Annotated in this window: 16 protein-coding genes; 9 read left to right on the plus strand and 7 right to left on the minus strand. The window is 33.1% G+C overall.

The genetic code is table 11. The annotated features are described in order from the left end of the window. Nucleotides 1–41 precede the first annotated feature (41 nt). Both ACQH6S_RS07790 and ACQH6S_RS07795 read right to left on the minus strand, forming a co-directional pair. On the minus strand, nucleotides 42–794 hold the full coding sequence (locus tag ACQH6S_RS07790) for an IS5 family transposase (RefSeq protein ID WP_425364719.1): 753 nt from the start codon (nucleotides 792–794) through the stop codon (nucleotides 42–44). A gap of 80 nt (nucleotides 795–874) precedes the next feature. Continuing rightward, nucleotides 875–2566, minus strand: a complete 1692-nt coding sequence (locus ACQH6S_RS07795) for an AAA family ATPase (RefSeq protein ID WP_425360431.1) — start codon at nucleotides 2564–2566, stop codon at nucleotides 875–877. A gap of 718 nt (nucleotides 2567–3284) precedes the next feature. Between ACQH6S_RS07795 and ACQH6S_RS07800 the strand changes: the two genes are divergently transcribed. Beyond that, nucleotides 3285–5543, plus strand: a complete 2259-nt coding sequence (locus ACQH6S_RS07800; RefSeq protein ID WP_425364487.1) for a hypothetical protein — start codon at nucleotides 3285–3287, stop codon at nucleotides 5541–5543. On the opposite strand, the gene ACQH6S_RS07805 is transcribed toward ACQH6S_RS07800, so the two are convergent. Together ACQH6S_RS07805 and ACQH6S_RS07810 are read right to left on the minus strand one after the other, a co-directional pair. Continuing rightward, nucleotides 5508–6026 (minus strand): IS630 family transposase, encoded by a 519-nt coding sequence (locus tag ACQH6S_RS07805; RefSeq protein ID WP_425364377.1) that lies wholly within the window; start codon nucleotides 6024–6026, stop codon nucleotides 5508–5510. The genes ACQH6S_RS07800 and ACQH6S_RS07805 overlap by 36 nt on opposite strands. Beyond that, nucleotides 5990–6361, minus strand: a complete 372-nt coding sequence (locus ACQH6S_RS07810) for an IS630 transposase-related protein (protein WP_425364376.1) — start codon at nucleotides 6359–6361, stop codon at nucleotides 5990–5992. The genes ACQH6S_RS07805 and ACQH6S_RS07810 overlap by 37 nt, the downstream gene beginning before the upstream one ends. Before the next feature lie 41 nt (nucleotides 6362–6402). Here ACQH6S_RS07810 and ACQH6S_RS07815 point away from each other — a divergent pair, with 41 nt between their 5' ends. The 5 genes from ACQH6S_RS07815 to ACQH6S_RS07835 all read left to right on the plus strand — a co-directional run bounded on the left by ACQH6S_RS07815 (nucleotide 6403) and on the right by ACQH6S_RS07835 (nucleotide 9984). Next, complete coding sequence (locus tag ACQH6S_RS07815) at nucleotides 6403–6915, plus strand: tetratricopeptide repeat protein (RefSeq protein ID WP_425364488.1); 513 nt, start codon at nucleotides 6403–6405, stop codon at nucleotides 6913–6915. Between the two features lie 209 nt (nucleotides 6916–7124). Beyond that, complete coding sequence (locus tag ACQH6S_RS07820; protein WP_425364489.1) at nucleotides 7125–8603, plus strand: hypothetical protein; 1479 nt, start codon at nucleotides 7125–7127, stop codon at nucleotides 8601–8603. 8 nt (nucleotides 8604–8611) lie between these two features. After that, the gene (locus ACQH6S_RS07825) at nucleotides 8612–8983 is read left to right on the plus strand and encodes an IS630 transposase-related protein (RefSeq protein ID WP_425364376.1); all 372 of its coding nucleotides are present in this window, start codon (nucleotides 8612–8614) and stop codon (nucleotides 8981–8983) included. Then, entirely contained in the window at nucleotides 8947–9465 is a 519-nt protein-coding gene (locus tag ACQH6S_RS07830; RefSeq protein WP_425364377.1) for an IS630 family transposase, read from the plus strand. Before ACQH6S_RS07825 ends, ACQH6S_RS07830 begins: the two co-directional genes overlap by 37 nt. 6 nt (nucleotides 9466–9471) lie before the next feature. After that, complete coding sequence (locus tag ACQH6S_RS07835; RefSeq protein WP_425364490.1) at nucleotides 9472–9984, plus strand: tetratricopeptide repeat protein; 513 nt, start codon at nucleotides 9472–9474, stop codon at nucleotides 9982–9984. Between the two features lie 556 nt (nucleotides 9985–10540). On the opposite strand, the gene ACQH6S_RS07840 is transcribed toward ACQH6S_RS07835, so the two are convergent. Further along, nucleotides 10541–12391: an AAA family ATPase gene (locus tag ACQH6S_RS07840; protein WP_425360435.1), complete on the minus strand. Its 1851-nt coding sequence runs from the start codon at nucleotides 12389–12391 to the stop codon at nucleotides 10541–10543. Nucleotides 12392–12606: 215 nt separating this feature from the next. Next, nucleotides 12607–13593: a sensor histidine kinase gene (locus ACQH6S_RS07845; RefSeq protein ID WP_425364491.1), complete on the minus strand. Its 987-nt coding sequence runs from the start codon at nucleotides 13591–13593 to the stop codon at nucleotides 12607–12609. A 330-nt stretch (nucleotides 13594–13923) separates the two neighbouring features. On the opposite strand from ACQH6S_RS07845, the gene ACQH6S_RS07850 reads away from it, so the two are divergent. Genes ACQH6S_RS07850 through tnpB form a run of 3 tightly spaced genes read left to right on the plus strand, consistent with a single transcriptional unit; the run spans nucleotide 13924 to nucleotide 15444 of the window. Next, nucleotides 13924–14703, plus strand: coding sequence for a DNA adenine methylase (locus ACQH6S_RS07850; RefSeq protein ID WP_425364720.1), 780 nt, complete (start codon nucleotides 13924–13926; stop codon nucleotides 14701–14703). After that, a complete protein-coding gene (locus ACQH6S_RS07855; RefSeq protein ID WP_341758053.1) occupies nucleotides 14678–15103 on the plus strand; it encodes a hypothetical protein in 426 nt (141 codons plus the stop codon). Before ACQH6S_RS07850 ends, ACQH6S_RS07855 begins: the two co-directional genes overlap by 26 nt. Next, nucleotides 15091–15444: an IS66 family insertion sequence element accessory protein TnpB gene (gene tnpB / locus ACQH6S_RS07860; RefSeq protein ID WP_341752109.1), complete on the plus strand. Its 354-nt coding sequence runs from the start codon at nucleotides 15091–15093 to the stop codon at nucleotides 15442–15444. Before ACQH6S_RS07855 ends, tnpB begins: the two co-directional genes overlap by 13 nt. Here tnpB and ACQH6S_RS07865 read toward each other — a convergent pair. Continuing rightward, nucleotides 15441–16550, minus strand: a complete 1110-nt coding sequence (locus ACQH6S_RS07865) for an IS66 family transposase (RefSeq protein WP_425364395.1) — start codon at nucleotides 16548–16550, stop codon at nucleotides 15441–15443. The genes tnpB and ACQH6S_RS07865 overlap by 4 nt on opposite strands. Between the last annotated feature and the right edge of the window lie 179 nt (nucleotides 16551–16729).

Below are 16729 nucleotides of genomic sequence, written 5' to 3' on the forward strand. Positions count from 1 at the left end.
ACAGTAGCTCCCTTATCTACTAGGTTCTGTTGACAAAATTTTTAACGTAACCATATTAAAGCTCCAACAAAATTTAGAAAGGCTAAAAAGGTGGCTGGGGCTTTATCAAACCTAGAAAATATACGCCTAAAATGTTTGATTTTACCAAAGAAACATTCAATTAAATGGCGTTCTTTATAAATATGTTTATCATATTCACGTTGTACTTTACGATTAGATTTTGGTGGGATAACAACCTCGCACCCCTTATTTTCTAAGCTTTCTACAAACGCACTACTATCATATCCTTTATCACCTATCACCGTCGTATTCTGAACATCTTTAGTAAGATTTTCAGCCTGAGTGATATCATTTCTTTGCCCAGCAGTTAGTATAAACTTCAGTGGGTTACCCAATGCATCAACGAGGGCATGAATTTTAGTACTAAAACCACCTTTGCTTCTACCTAAAGCTGCTTCCTCTTGATTACCTTTAATATATCCAGATGAGCAAGCATGTGCTCTTACAATAGTTGCATCAATCATCATTGATTCCATATCTACATCTACTTTAACATGATCCATTAAAGCTTCCCATATACCTTTGTCAACCCATCTCTTAAATCTGCGATAAACACTGTACCAACAACCATAATAATCAGGCAGAAGACGCCATTGACAACCTGTTCTAGCAATAAGCCATATTGCTTCAATAAACTGTCTTATTTTTTCCTCATTCTTGTTGTGTATAGCTTTTTTTTTCTTAAAAAATGATAAAATTGCTTCCCATGCTTGGTCTTCTATGTAATACTTCATATCGGTAGTTTCTTGGTTTCGATAACTAGAAACTACCATTTCTTCTTACTATTGCAACTTCTTTATTCTACTCTGATAACTTAACATAAAATTTTGTCAACAGAACCTAGAGTATCAGGAGATTTGCATATTTTATATTCAATAATAATAGCATTATTCTGCTTCCCAGCCTTAGGTAGCAATATAATATCAGCTCTACCACTGCCTGTTTCTCTCTCACTATCTATGACATAGCCAGGAGATAAAGTGTTAATCAAACCTAGCATAAAACCACTATAAAATAGCTCGGCTTTTTTCTCGCCAGTTTGATGAAAACTAGTAGCGTTTAGTAATAACTCTTGTAATTTCTCTTTAAATTCTTCTATTTTGCCTGCCGGCAGCAAACTAGCAAAAGAATAATATAAAGAACTATCCATTTGTAACTTGCTACTCACCCATTGTAATAGCCTGGTTTCATATATATATTCTACTTCCTTATTAGGCACTGATAATTCGTAGATATCTTTTGCAGGTTCGATAGCTGTTGGGTTTAGATAACCACTAAATAGCAACAGACTAAATAACCCACTTCGCGTATTAATATCGCTGAAACTGATTTGTTTGGTAATAGGTGCGATGATACTTTTACCGCTAGCTAATTGTTGGATATCAATTTGTATTTCATCTGATAACAATGCTTTATCAACAAGCCCAGTGCCACCGCTATCAAGCCAATAATGATCAAGCTTACCTCTAGTATCTAGGCATAACATAATTGACCATGGATTATAAATTACCTCACCACCAAAACTATAGCCATTATACCAAGCTTTAATTTTTTCAGGACTTGTGTCAAGTGGTACTTTGGTTAATAACTCATCAACCTCTGCTTGAGTGAAACCATAAAACTTAGCAAATTTTTCATCTAGCAGAGTATATTCACGAACATTATTCAAATCCGAAAATAAATTAGCTTTAGCAACCCGTAATATGCCAGTTATTAGCCCTTTTTCTAAATAAGGATTAGTTTTTAAACTACTGCCAAACATTCCGCGGAATATTTTTAGTACATCATCAAATTCTTTTAATTTATCACCAAATTCAATGTATGAACTATTGATCGGCGTATCGTATTCATCGATCAATATATAAACTTTTTGACCAAAATGTTTGTACAGTACTTCACTCAAAACCCGTAAACTATCTTTTAAGTCTTCCTTATCAAGTTTTCCTGTAAAATATCGATTTAACTTTTCCTTTTGTGCATCATCTAGTAATTTTTCATCTGTTGTTATATAACGCTTTAAGTATCGATGGTTTGTAAATAAATTAGTTACTTGATTTTTTATCCCATTTTCAATTTCTTGGTAATTACTGCCTTTAACATCCTTAAAATTTATGGAAATAACTGGATAATTACCTTGCTGAGCCATGGCATATTCATTGCCGTTAATCTTTAAAGGCTCTAAAGTTCTTTTTCCCTTAATGCCTAAATCGATTTCTCCACCGGTAAATAGCTTGTTATTTACTCTATCTTCTGTAGGTAAAGGAACGCCATTTTGATCCACCTCTATCTCAAAAAATTTCTGTAGCATGTTCATATTCAAACTTTTACCCCAACGCCTTGGTCTGGTAATTAGGATGACATCTCCACTATCTGCCAATAACTCTTTAATCATTAAGCTTTTATCAACAAATACTTTGCTATTAAGCAATAATTTCTTAAAATCATCAGTACCAACTAGCATGGTTGGTTGATCATCAACATTATTTTTATTTTTTCCTTCTATCATTGTTTTCACTTGTTCCTTTCAACTATAATATCCATTATACTACTTTTTTATTGTCCACTAATAGCTAATTAGCAAAATTTTTATAATTTTTTGTTTTTTTATAGTGAATTAACCTGAATTAACACCCTGTACGATATAATTATGCAGCCTTAGAAAATGTTATAATTTCAGTGCCGTTGGTAGTTGTTATGTGCAACTCTGCTTTATATCTTGTAACTTGTTAAATTTGATAGTAACTTTTCTCATATAAATCCCCTGTAGTATCTGTATTTCAAGGGAATTATTATACCATAAAAAATCACAATTTGCATCATATTTCGTGATATTTTTACATCGTGTTTTTTATTGCATAATTACCACTAAATTTGATATTTCACAAATTTCTTTAAAAATCACTTTACATATTAAAATATATTAATATTATACAAAGCATATTAGACTTTAATAGTAAAGATTACTTTATTATACCATAGAATAGGACTCATGTGAGTCTAAAGAACGTCATTGCGAGAAGGCGTAAGCCGACGAAGCAATCCATTTTTATGTCATCCCTGCTTCGGTGCGGGATCTATAATATTTCATGGTTTTTTGGACATTATTTTAGATCCCGCACCGAAGCAGGGATGACACAAAACAGGCTTGCTTCGTCACCGCTAAGCAGCTCCTTGCAACGACATCATACTAATCTAGTTAACTATAAATTAAAGAGAGAAAAAAAATGCCATTAGAACAAGTTATTATACAACAAATAACTACTAACTCTATTACTAATCTTGAGCTTAATAATAAACAGATAGACGATGCTAAAGCGAAGGAGCTAGCAGAAGCCTTAAAGGATAATCACTCTATTACTAATCTTTATATTCAAAATAACCAGATAGGAGATGCTGGAGTACAGGCTATAGCAGAAGCCTTAAAGACTAATCACACTATTACTCAGCTTTACCTTCGTAATAACCAAATAGGAGATGCTGGAGCCCAGGCTCTAGCAGAAGCCTTAAAGGTTAATAAAGCTATTACTCATTTTTACATTGATTCTAACCCGATAGGACCTGTGGGAGTGAGGTATCTAGCAGACGCCTTAAAGATCAATAAATCTATTATTAGTTTTGGCACTGTTTTTAATAATATAGGAGATATTGTAAAGAAAGAGATAGAAACAGCCCTACAGATTAATCAAAACTTTCCTGCAGAAGCCAAAAAAGAGGCTCTAGCAAAACAAATAGCCGAACAGGCAAAGCAAAAAGAGGATGAAAGACTTGCGAAGGAGGCAAAGATTAGAGAGCAAGAGGAAGCTGAGGCAGCCAAAGAAGCAGCTAGATTAAAAGCTATAGAGGAGGCAAAGCAGCAAGAAGCTGAAAGACTTGAGCAGGAAGCAAAGCTTAAAGAACAAGAGGAGGTTAAGGCAGCCAAAGAAGCGGCTAGATTAAAGGCTATAGAGGAAGCAAAAGTAAAAGAATATACCCCCAATATACCGGTTGTCAAATTATTTGAGGTAGTAGGTGGGGATAATCAGTTTAACGATGATGATCAGGCTACTATCAAGGAAGTATCAGAGCTAATCCGAGAAGGTAACGATCGCCTGCAAGAACATGGCAAGAAGGGGCTATTGCTGCTTGGTAATACCGGGGCTGGCAAGAGTACACTAGCTCACTTGCTTAGTGGCAGAAAACTGCAAGCTATTAGGGATGATGAAACTGCCGAACTGGTTATTGAGGCGATGCAGCCTCTTACTGATATTGTCATTGGTCATAAACTGGCTTCCGAGACTAAGATTCCTAATAAATGTTTTGTTAAAGACCTAATCATTTGGGATTGCCCTGGCTTTAATGATACCGAGCCTGTCCAGGAAATTGCTAACAACTTCTATATTAAAAGGCTTTTTGAGACTACAGATCAATTAAAATTTGTGTTGGTAATAGTTGAATCAGATTTAAGGAGTAAAAGAGGCAATGATTTCCTTGAAACTTTGTCTAATTTTATGAAAAGTTTTAATGATATTGGCTCTATAGAGGGTAGCATATCTTTAGTAGTTACCCAGGTACCAAAAGGCAAGGATACACAGCATATCCAAAAATCTATAGAAAAAATATTAAAAGATAACCAAGGGACAACAAATGACCACAAAGACCTGATTAGTAAGCTCAAATCAATACATCTATTCTATAAACCAATTGAAGAAGGTGAGTTAACTGTACCTGACTTACTTGCGGAAATAGACAAATCATCCACATATTCTGACGCTAATAGTGAGATGGTCAACATAGCTATTTCGAAGAAAGCTAAGGACTGCTCATTGCATCTGTTAAATACTGCGAGTAATAATTTTAATCAACTATTAGAAGTTATAGTGAAGGCTATTGCTGATGCAACTCACTGCTTAAATGTTAATCCACTCAATGCATTTTCCGAAAATTATGCGATTGTCAAAGATTGGGTTCCGTCATCAATTAATTACAATGAACTAAAGCAACATAGCGAAGGTGAATATTTTCCAGAATTGGAATTATTATCAAGATTACAAAAAGTGCTTAACTATAATCAAATAGATAACATACCAGATGCCTTAATGATCTTGCAGATAGCAGTGGAGCTTTTTGCTGAATATGCTGAGTCTGATAATTCTCAGCTTCAGAATCGGATACAAGATTACGGTTATTGCTTACAGCAGCAATATGAATATGTGAAATTCTTCGCTAATGTCTGTGGAACTAAATTACCTGATCATGCAAAGATTGCAGAGTTAATAACAGCTTGCCACGCTAAGGTAACAGAAAATCTTGAGTACCAAGTTAGTAGTTTGAAGATTGATGAGGAGCAATCTAACCCAGAATATTATCATAAAGCTATAAAATATCTAGAAAATTATCAAGACTCTCCTGCCTGTAAGAATCTTAAGGCTATAGCCTATAGTTGCTTAGCTATAGTAAATCAAATTGAATTAGGTGACAAAGAATGCAGAAATAGCTTTAGATAATGTACCAATTTCCGCTATTTTGTTTCGAATCCATCGCTTCATATTAGCCCAAAATTTTTCTATTGGATTTAAGTCTGGAGAATATGGGGGTAAAAAAATAACTTCACAACCAACTGATTCTATTAGCTCTTTTGTCTTTTGAGATTTATGAAAACTAACGTTATCCATCACTACAACCTGTCCTGCTGTTAACTCTTTAATCAAAAATTTTTCAACCCAATTATTAAATAGTTCTGTATTACAAGTTTTATTAAAAACAAAAGGGGCTATTGGTTTGTTATTTACTAAACCAGCTATTATATTAGTCCTTTGATAATGCTTCCCACTCTTCTTGCCAATCAATAATTCTCCTATCTTACCCCAACCTCTATCTTGGCAAATTGTCATATCTATCCCACTTTCATCAAGATATACTATTTTATCTTTATCATATTTACTGATCTTTTCTAAATAATCAGATCGTTTCTCTGCACTTGCTTCCAAATAGCTAAAGGTTTTTTTTTATAACTAAATCCTAACTTTTTTAATATATTAGCTACTTGAGAACCTGTAATTCCAAAATTCTTACCAATTTCTTGTAGCTTACTATTAGGGTTATTTGTTACGAAATATTCCAATGCTTTTTTATCAATCTTACTTTTAAATCCTAGTCTAGCTCTTGCCAGCACTGTTCCTTCTTTTCTTCTCCTTACGTTCCAACGGCTAATTGTATTTTTATGTATAGCAAATATTCTAGCAGCAGATTCTTGACTATTACCTTTTTCTATATAATTTATTACTTTTTCTCTTAAATCTTGACTATATGGACTTGTTGACATTTTTTCCTTTATTTATACCACATCTTATCACCTAATTCAATTTGATTTACTATAGTATTGCTGAGCATGACAGTGCCAATGAAACTGCATTTGCTTACTATGCAAAAGCTATAGATGCCAATAGCCACCTACCAAAAATATATGAAGAACTAGGGCAACTATTTTTTAACAAAGGTGAATATGCTAAGGCAATTGACTGCTACAAAGTAGTGAATAATGCATTTAAGATAAAAGTCTGTTTTAAAAAATGGCTAAAACAAGATCAAGAGAATCCCGATATAATGTTAAAACAGGCTGAGTATTTTGAGTCTATAGGTTTATTTGAGCAAGCCAAAAAATATTATCAGCACGCATTTAGCCTAAGTCATGATGACAATTTTAAGGCTGCCGCTTTAGAAAAAATTGGCAATATTATGGTTAATACTGCTGCTCAGGGACAAAATTTTATTACCAGAGCACAGGAACATGATTTTTACAATTATGACCTGGTAGATGAAGCATTTACCAAAAATTTGCTTGGCGACATAGTTTTAAAATGTGATTTGTATTGCTAAAAAATTGCAAAGCAGTTTTGCTACAAGTATACGTTGTTTGATAAATTATTATTTAATCTTTTAGATCAGGTTGAATGGCTATAGCCCATTGCTTTAATAGGGTACGATACGTATCTAATGAGGGACGTAGTAGATGGCTATTACGTTTACTCCACCTGAGACTATGACGTAATTGATAAATTTTGACCTAAATATAAAGAGAGGAAAAAATGCCATTAGACAAAACTATTATACATCAAATAACAACTAACTCTATTACTACTCTTGATCTTAGTAATACAGGGATAGGAGATGCTGGAGCCAAGGATTTAGCGGAAGCCTTAAAGATTAATAAATCTATTACTTCTATTGATCTTTGTTATAACAAGATAGGAGATGCTGAAGCAAAGGCTTTAGCAGAAGCCTTAAAGGATAACAAATCTATTACTACTCTTTATCTTCATAATAACCAGATAGGAAATGTTGGAACACAGGCTCTAGCAGAAGCCTTAAAAGTTAATAAAGCTATTACTTATTTTAACCTTAATAATAACAAGATAGGAGATGCTGGAGCACAGGCTCTAGCAGAAGCCTTAAAGGTTAATAAAGCTATTACTAATTTTTACATTGATAGTACTAACCCAATAGGATCTGTGGGAGTGAGGTATCTAGCAGAAGCCTTAAAGATTAATAAATCTATTGCTAATTTTGGCACTAGTTTTAAGAATGTAGGAGATATTGTAGCAAGTGAGATAAAAGCAGCCCTGCAGATTAATAAAGACTTTCCTGCAGAAGCAAAAAAAGAGGCTCTAGTAAAACAATACATAGCTGAACAAGAAGTAAAAGAATATATCCCCAATATACCGGTTGTAAAATTATTTGAGGTAGCAGGTGAGGATAATCAGCTTAACAATGATGATCAGGCTACTATAAAGCAAGTATTAGATTTAATCCGAGATGGTAATGACCACCTACAGGAACATGGCAAAAAGGGGATATTGCTTTTTGGTAATACCGGGGTTGACAAGAGTACACTTGCTCATCTGTTAAATACTGCGAGTAATAATTTTAATCAACTATTAGAAGTTATAGTGAAGGCTATTGCTGATGCAACTCACTGCTTAAATGTTAATCCACTCAATGCATTTTCCGAAAATTATGCGATTGTCAAAGATTGGGTTCCGTCATCAATTAATTACAATGAACTAAAGCAACATAGTGAAGGTGAATATTTTCCAGAGTTGGAGTTATTATCAAGATTGCAAAAAGTGCTTAACTATAATCAAATAGATAAGATACCAGATGCCTTAATGATCTTGCAGATAGCAGTGGAGCTTTTTGCTGAATATGCTGACTCTGATAATTCTCAGCTTCAGAATCAAGTCCAAGACTATGGTTATTGCTTACAGCAGCAATATGAATATGTGAAATTCTTCGCTAATGTCTGTGGAACTAAATTACCTGATCATGCAAAGATTGCAGAGTTAATAACAACTTGCCATACTAAAGTAACAGAAAATCTTGAGTACCAAGTTAGTAGTTTGAAGATTGATGAGAACCAATCTGACCCAGAATATTATCATAAAGCTATAAAATATCTAGAAAATTATCAAGACTCTCCTGCTTGCAAGAATCTTAAGGCTATAGCCTATAGTTGCTTAGCTATAGTAAATCAAATTGAATTAGGTGATAAGATGTGGTATAAATAAAGGAAAAAATGTCAACAAGTCCATATAGTCAAGATTTAAGAGAAAAAGTAATAAATTATATAGAAAAAGGTAATAGTCAAGAATCTGCTGCTAGAATATTTGCTATACATAAAAATACAATTAGCCGTTGGAACGTAAGGAGAAGAAAAGAAGGAACAGTGCTGGCAAGAGCTAGACTAGGATTTAAAAGTAAGATTGATAAAAAAGCATTGGAATATTTCGTAACAAATAACCCTAATAGTAAGCTACAAGAAATTGGTAAGAATTTTGGAATTACAGGTTCTCAAGTAGCTAATATATTAAAAAAGTTAGGATTTAGTTATAAAAAAAAACCTTTAGCTATTTGGAAGCAAGTGCAGAGAAACGATCTGATTATTTAGAAAAGATCAGTAAATATGATAAAGATAAAATAGTATATCTTGATGAAAGTGGGATAGATATGACAATTTGCCAAGATAGAGGTTGGGGTAAGATAGGAGAATTATTGATTGGCAAGAAGAGTGGGAAGCATTATCAAAGGACTAATATAATAGCTGGTTTAGTAAATAACAAACCAATAGCCCCTTTTGTTTTTAATAAAACTTGTAATACAGAACTATTTAATAATTGGGTTGAAAAATTTTTGATTAAAGAGTTAACAGCAGGACAGGTTGTAGTGATGGATAACGTTAGTTTTCATAAATCTCAAAAGACAAAAGAGCTAATAGAATCAGTTGGTTGTGAAGTTATTTTTTTACCCCCATATTCTCCAGACTTAAATCCAATAGAAAAATTTTGGGCTAATATGAAGCGATGGATTCGAAACAAAATAGCGGAAATTGGTACATTATCTAAAGCTATTTCTGCATTCTTTGTCACCTAATTCAATTTGATTTACTATAGTATTGCTGAGCATGATGGTGCCAATGAAGCCGCATTGGCTTACTATGCAAAAGCTATAGATGCCAATAGCCACCTACCAAAAATATATGAAGAACTAGGACAACTACTTTTTAACAAGGGTGAATATGCTAAGGCGATTGACTGCTATAAAGTAGTTAATAATGTACTTGAGATAAAAGAATGTTTTAAAGCATGGTTAGAACAAGATAAAAGAAATCCTGATATAATGCTAAAGCAGGCTGAGTATTTTGAGTCTATAGGTTTATTTGAAAAAGCCAAAACATATTATCACCATGCATTCAGCCTAAATCAGGATAAAAATTTTAGGTCTGAGGTTTACAAGAAAATTGCTAACATTATGGTTAATGCCGCTGCTCAAGGGCAAGATTTTGCTACCAAAGCAGAGGAGCAGAAATTTGACAATTGTGACCTGGTAGATGAAGAATTTACCAAAAATTTACTTGGCGACATAGTTTTAAAATGTGATTTGTACTGCTAAAAAATTGCAAAGCAGTTTTGCTACAAGTATAGGTTGTTTAATAAATTATTATTTAATCTTTTAGATCAAGTTGAATGACTATAGCCCATTACCTTAATAAGACACGATGCGTATCTAATGAGGGGCGTAATAGGTTACTATTACGTCTACTCCACCTGAGACTATGAAGTAATTAATAAATTTTGACAAAAATAAAAGAGAGGAAAAATGCCATTAGAACAAGCTCTTATACAACAAATAATTACTAACTCCATTACTACTCTTAACCTTAATAGTAACCAGATATAGTCAATTCAGGGGAATTTGGTGCTAGGAACGATGGAGCGACGCCTATAAGTAATAGGCGAGCGACGAGTGACGACGTCACCAACTTCCCATCAATTGACTATAGGAGCTGCTGGTAAAACAAGACTAATTCCTACCATAGAAAAGAAATTCTGAGTTTATGATTGACTCCTACTGGAAGATTTAATATCACCATATACATTGCAAAAACCTAAAGAAATATTAAGTTAATTGTTATTATTTAGGTTCTTGTATTTATATATTAAATAGTTTAAAGATTCACCACATCAATCTGATATTCTAGAGCCACTTCTTTACCACAAAAAGCCATAGCAATTTTGATAATTTTCTGAACATGAGAGTGTTCTTTTATTTTAGTCTCATATTTTTTTCTCATGATTTGATCTAGCCCATCTTTTGCGATAGATTCTAGAGTATCAGGAGATTTGCATATTTTATATTCAATAATAATAGCATTATTCTGCTTCCCAGCCTTAGGTAGCAATATAATATCAGCTCTACCACTGCCTGTTTCTCTCTCACTATCTATGACATAGCCAGGAGATAAAGTGTTAATTAAACCTAGCATAAAGCCGCTATAAAATAACTCGGCTTTTTTCTCGCCAGTTTGATGAAAACTAGTAGCGTTTAGTAATAATTCTTGCAGCCTTTCTTTGAATTCTTCTATTTTACCTGCGGGCAACAAACTAGCAAACGAATAGTATCTAGAACTATCTATCTTTAATTGATCGGTTACCCATTGCAATACTCTTGTTTCATAAATATATTTTACTTCTTCATTAGGTATCGATAATTCATAAATATTTCTTTCTGGTGCTATGGCAGTTGGGCTTAGATAACCACTAAATAACAATAAACTAAACAGTCCTATTGGTTTATTGATATCAGCAAAAGTAATTTGTTTGGTAATAGGTGAGATTATACTTACACCTACCACTAATTGTTGGAGATCGCTTTGCATTTCATCGGACAGTAATATTTTATCAACAAGCCCAGTGCCACCGCTATCAAGCCAATAATGATCAAGTTTTCCTTTATGAGCCAAACATTGCATAATCGACCATGGATTATAGATAATCTCCCCACCAAAACTATAGCCATTATACCAAGCTTTAATTTGCTCAGGATTAGTTGCTGTTGCTACTTTTGTTAACAATTCATCAACTTCTGCTTGAGTAAAACCATAAAACTTAGAATATTTTTCATCAAGCAAGCTATATTCACTAACATTATTCAAATCCGAAAATAAATTAGCTTTAGCAACTCGTAATATGCCGGTTATTACGCCTTTCTCTAAATAAGGATTAGTTTTTAAACTACTGCCAAACATCCCGCGAAACATTTCAAGTACCTGTTCAAATTCTTCTGGCTTGTTACCAAACTTAATGTATGAACTATTGATCGGCGTATCGTATTCATCGATCAATATGTAAACTTTTTGACCAAAATGTTTATATAGTACTTCACTCAAAACACGTAAACTATCTTTTAAGTCATTTTTCTCAAGTTTCCCATCAAAATATCTCCTTAATTTTTCTTTTTGGGCATTATTTAATAGTCCTGTATCTTCTGTTATATGATGATTTAAATAATGATGATTTGCAAATAATTCTATAATTTGATCCTTAATGCCTAGTTCTATTTCCTGATAACTACTGCCTTTTACATCTTTAAGATTGAGCAAAATCACCGGAAATTGACCTTGACGTTTCATGCTACTTGCATCACTCACAATTTTCAAAGATTTTAGTTCTTTAGTTTCGTCAAATCCTAAATCTACTGTACCACCAGTAAATAGCTTGTTATTTACTCTATCCTCTTCAGGTAAAGGCTTACCTCCCTCATCCACCTCTATCTCAAAAAATTTTTGAAGCATGTTCATATTCAAACTTTTACCCCACCGCCTTGGTCTGGTGATTAGGATGACATCTCCACTATCGGCTAATAACTCTTTTATCATTAAGCTTTTATCAACAAATACATCACTATTTAACAATAACGTCTTAAAATCATCTGTACCTGTTCTCATTCTTGGTGGCATATTACTTTCCATATAAATATCTTGATTGGTTGTATTATGATTAGAAAGTTTAATAGTCATATTATTTGATTATATTTAAAAATAAATATTTAATTACGTAAATTGTACCATAAATAAGCTATCAGCACTAGCAATTATCTTTTTGATTGTCTTTCTGATAACTTAGGAATCTGGAATACTCCTGCTAAAAGATTGCTATAATAAGCCTCTATAAGTTTCTAGTGTATAAAGGCTTTCGCTTAAACATATTTTATAATATTTAACTATAAAATCACTTACAATTCATTATAAATCATACCATCAAGTAAAGGTAATTTAACCGGAACGTTACATACGAAAGTTGTACCTTTACCCTCGATGCTTCTCACGTCAATATCGCCATGCAAATCCTCTATGAACTGTTTGACAAATGCCAAACCCAAACCAAGACCCCTATATTTTGTCCTAGATTCAAGTTTAGTTAATTTTTCATAAATATATCGTTGCTTATCGATAGGGATACTAATACCTGTGTCATTAACAATAAATTCTAAAATAACATTTCTAGCATCTTGAATATCCTTATCTTGTTCTTGAGTTTTAGCTGCAAATAAATTAACTGTGATCATCACATGCCCTTGCTCAGTAAACTTAATGGCGTTACTAATTAATTGATCTAATATTGCTTGTAATCGGTAATTATCACCAAGGATAATATCCTCCATATCATATTGAAAACTACAGGCAAGTCTTAAACCTTTATGCGATGCTGCTGGTTGTGCTTTAGTAATGCTTTGCTCAACTAGTTTCTTCAGGTGAAATTTTTTAGAAATTACAGCTGTTGGCATGACATGACTTTTAAGAAACTCAATCATATTATTGGAATAATCTAGTAACTCTTGAGTACAATTCACAATAGTAGTTATGTAATCCTTTTTGTCAGGCTCAGTCTCTACCTCATGGAGAATGGTTAATAGTGAAAAAATCCCGTTACAAGGAGTATTGATACTATGTCCTATATTGTTGATTAAGTCTAACCTGATTAATTCTGATTCTTTAAGTTTGTTCTTTACTTGTTGTAATTCTAGTTCCAAAATTTTGAATTTAGTAATATCAACATAATTTCCTACTGAGTTCATTATATTTGTGCTTTGGTCAGATGTTGGTATTAATGTAGCAAATGTTGGAGCTAATGTAACATACCAGCCCTGTCCTGTAAGATTTTGCTTAATATTATCGATTTCATTTACATCTTCTTGTTGATTCTTAACATTATTTGTCATACTATATCTGTACTGTTTTTGATTACAAAAATGGAGGCATAGAGGTTAAACTGTAAGGCTGAACTTAATGACTTAACCTCTGTGCTTGATCCTAGATTGATATAGGATCACCATCACATTTATCACCCTTTTTCTGAGGAGTACAGAGCATTTTTCACTATTTTGCACAAATTTCTGCCAATATATCTAAAAAGCTGTATAAAAGAGACATCAAGAATATCAATCGTGTCATAAAAAATAGAACAAACCTTTTAAATATAGCACTTTCACCTGGCATTGCAGTTTATTTTATGGTATAATTTATCATTAAGATATTTAACTATTAATGCTATGTTATCCGTTACCAATAAACCACAACCATTTTTACACTGGGTCGGTGGTAAAAGAAAAATTACTGATAAATTAATTGAACATATCCCCTCAGGATTAAATAATTATTACGAGCCATTCCTTGGTGGAGGTGCACTATTTTTTCAAGTAAGACCCATGTTCAACAAATGCTTTTTGTCTGATATTAATCTTGATTTAGTTACTAGCTATAATAGCGTTAAAAAAGATCCAACTACAGTGAGTAAATTACTGAAGGAACATAAAGAAAATCATTCAAAAGAATATTACTACCAAGTTAGAAATAATAATACCAACGATCCCAACAAAATTACCGCAAGGTTCATATATCTCACTAGGTACGCTTTTAAAAGCATATATCGACTAAAGAAAGACGGGAAGTTGGCACTATGTTTTTCTACTAAAAAATATGGCACATCTGACATTGATGAAAAGCTAAAACAATGTAGCAGTTTTTTAATGGATACATCCATTTACGCCATGGATTTTTCCTTTATTGAACCACAGAAAAATGATTTTGTTTATTTCGATCCACCATATCATCAATCAGGCGAGAAATTCTATACTATGTTACCATTTGACCAAAGTGAACAAATCAGACTTAGGGACTTTGTTAAAGAACTAGGTAGTAAAGGTGTAAAGACGATGATTTCTAATGTATACTTGCAGCAAAACTGCATAACTTTATCTAATTTTTTTGTTAGTATGAATTTTTTATACATTTGGGTTTCATACTATGCAAATACCATCGATTACTATTGAGCAAGTAGCTCAGCAATTTAAAGCTTGGCGTCAAACTAAAACTAATAAGTTTGATCCTATACCAAACCATCTAAAGGAATTAGTTCACCAATTACTCCATCATTATTCTTACCAAGAGATAGCTAAACATCTTAATATTAATAAAGCAACAATTAGTTCAACTAAAAAAGCCCATGAACCTACCATCAAAACTTCTTCTGTCTCAACTTCAAATCAATCCCTACAACAAAATATTAATTTTCTCCCATTTCAACTAGTAAATTCTATAGATACCGATCCTGTAGCTGCTCCCAAGCAAAATCACTATACTTGTCACATTATTAAACCAAATGGTACCAAGCTTATTATCCAAACACTAGAGCCAAAAACTATAATTCAGACATTTTTATGCTGCAACTAACCCCGGCGTCAGTTATTTTTGTTGCCACTATTGCCATCGATTTTCGCAAGGGTATCGATGGCTTAATCGCTGTTTGTAGACAAAAACTTTCTTCTGACCCTCTTAATGGTTCCTTGTTTTTATTCTATAATAAAAACAGAACTGCCATTAAAATTTTGTCCTTTGACGGTCAAGGCTTTTGGCTATGCTCTAAACGCCTATCCAAAGGTAAATTTACGGCAAAACTTTTCCCATCTGATAATTCATCTTACCAAATTTGTTATAGAACCTTACACATTCTTATTCATAATGGCGATCCTAGTTCTGCCAAATTCTCTAATGATTGGCTTCCTGTCGTTTAAGCTGCTGTCTCGATTAATTCCGTATTATTCATATATCTTGCATAGGCAAAAGGCGTATAATCCTCAGGATGCTTCTTTGCTTTGCTACTATGCTCTTGTAGCCAATTTAAATATTTAAAGGCATTGATCTCGTTCTCACTACAAGTCTTTACTATACTATACAGACCACTATGTATCTCAGCACTATTGATTGTTTTAAAGAATAATGAATTCTTCCTTTGTAAAATAATGGTACGCAGTGATCTCTCAGCCCAATTATTATCAAGATTGCTAACTGGGATTTTTAAAAATTGGGTCAAACCTTCTTTATTATTTATCCAATATTTCATAGCTTGTCCAAGCCTACTATTAGGCTCAACTTTCTTGTCGTTAAATAATTCGTCTATTTTGTTATATATGTTTTCTATATATTTACTGCTATGTTCCTGATGATACCCAAGTTTCTCTTCAGGACTCATCTCTTTACATTGATGTTCATTGTGGTAAATCCCACGTGTTTGTTTGAGAAAATATCCGCATTCTTCAGGGTAATATAGTTCATTTTCTGTAAATTTTCTCTGACCATGTGACAAACAATTGATCATCACTATTATTGCCAGTAATTCTTTATCTGCTTCTGATAATACCGGGTTATTATTGTTACTTGCGTCAGTCATTAATTGGATAGAATCTGTTCTATTCTTACGATTCTTTAGTACGTTACCTATATTTTCTCCACCATGCCTATTACCGGTAAAATATAAAACTATTACCTCATTATTTGCAGTCTTAGCACATATTGTAGTAGTATAACAGCTGCGTCCTTTCTTATTTTGAGTACGTAATTTTTTATTGGCTATAGTAATTTCTAAAATCCTAGCTCTAGTATCATCAAGGTTCAGTGAACTACATTCGGCAGCCATTTCCAATAATACCCCGTAAATTTCAGCTCCACCACCTTCTTGCCAAACATCTAAATATTGTTGCCAGAGCGAGCTGTATGCTATAGGAACCCCGCTTAAACTCTGTAGCCTAGATAAACGGTAGAAAGGAGTACCATAGGTCTTTTGTAACACTATTGCACTTCTGCTACTATTTGTCCATTTGTTGATATTTTTATTGTTCATAACTGTATAATCGCAAGCATTACAGCGTAACGTTTTCTTTACATATCTGTTGACTGTAATTGGAGCATTACCTGTAAATTGTAGCAATTTTCTAGCTTCACTATTATATAGTTTGCCATTATAGCAGTGAGGACAGCTATCACCACTACAAAAATTCTCAGGAGTTAAATAGCTGGTAT

It is taken from the genome of Candidatus Tisiphia endosymbiont of Mystacides longicornis, assembly GCF_964031095.1.
GTDB lineage: Bacteria > Pseudomonadota > Alphaproteobacteria > Rickettsiales > Rickettsiaceae > Tisiphia.

What these genes read in the sequence shown, in the direction of transcription:
- ACQH6S_RS07825 (WP_425364376.1), top strand. Translation starts at nt 8,612, where the DNA reads ATGTCAACAAGTCCATATAGTCAAGATTTAAGAGAAAAAGTAATAAAT.
- ACQH6S_RS07795 (WP_425360431.1), bottom strand. Translation starts at nt 2,566, where the DNA reads ATGATAGAAGGAAAAAATAAAAATAATGTTGATGATCAACCAACCATG.
- ACQH6S_RS07810 (WP_425364376.1), bottom strand. Translation starts at nt 6,361, where the DNA reads ATGTCAACAAGTCCATATAGTCAAGATTTAAGAGAAAAAGTAATAAAT.
- ACQH6S_RS07840 (WP_425360435.1), bottom strand. Translation starts at nt 12,391, where the DNA reads ATGACTATTAAACTTTCTAATCATAATACAACCAATCAAGATATTTAT.
- ACQH6S_RS07845 (WP_425364491.1), bottom strand. Translation starts at nt 13,593, where the DNA reads ATGACAAATAATGTTAAGAATCAACAAGAAGATGTAAATGAAATCGAT.
- tnpB (WP_341752109.1), top strand. Translation starts at nt 15,091, where the DNA reads ATGCTGCAACTAACCCCGGCGTCAGTTATTTTTGTTGCCACTATTGCC.
- ACQH6S_RS07855 (WP_341758053.1), top strand. Translation starts at nt 14,678, where the DNA reads ATGCAAATACCATCGATTACTATTGAGCAAGTAGCTCAGCAATTTAAA.
- ACQH6S_RS07790 (WP_425364719.1), bottom strand. Translation starts at nt 794, where the DNA reads ATGAAGTATTACATAGAAGACCAAGCATGGGAAGCAATTTTATCATTT.
- ACQH6S_RS07800 (WP_425364487.1), top strand. Translation starts at nt 3,285, where the DNA reads ATGCCATTAGAACAAGTTATTATACAACAAATAACTACTAACTCTATT.
- ACQH6S_RS07850 (WP_425364720.1), top strand. Translation starts at nt 13,924, where the DNA reads ATGTTATCCGTTACCAATAAACCACAACCATTTTTACACTGGGTCGGT.
- ACQH6S_RS07865 (WP_425364395.1), bottom strand. Translation starts at nt 16,550, where the DNA reads ATGAACAATAAAAATATCAACAAATGGACAAATAGTAGCAGAAGTGCA.
- ACQH6S_RS07820 (WP_425364489.1), top strand. Translation starts at nt 7,125, where the DNA reads ATGCCATTAGACAAAACTATTATACATCAAATAACAACTAACTCTATT.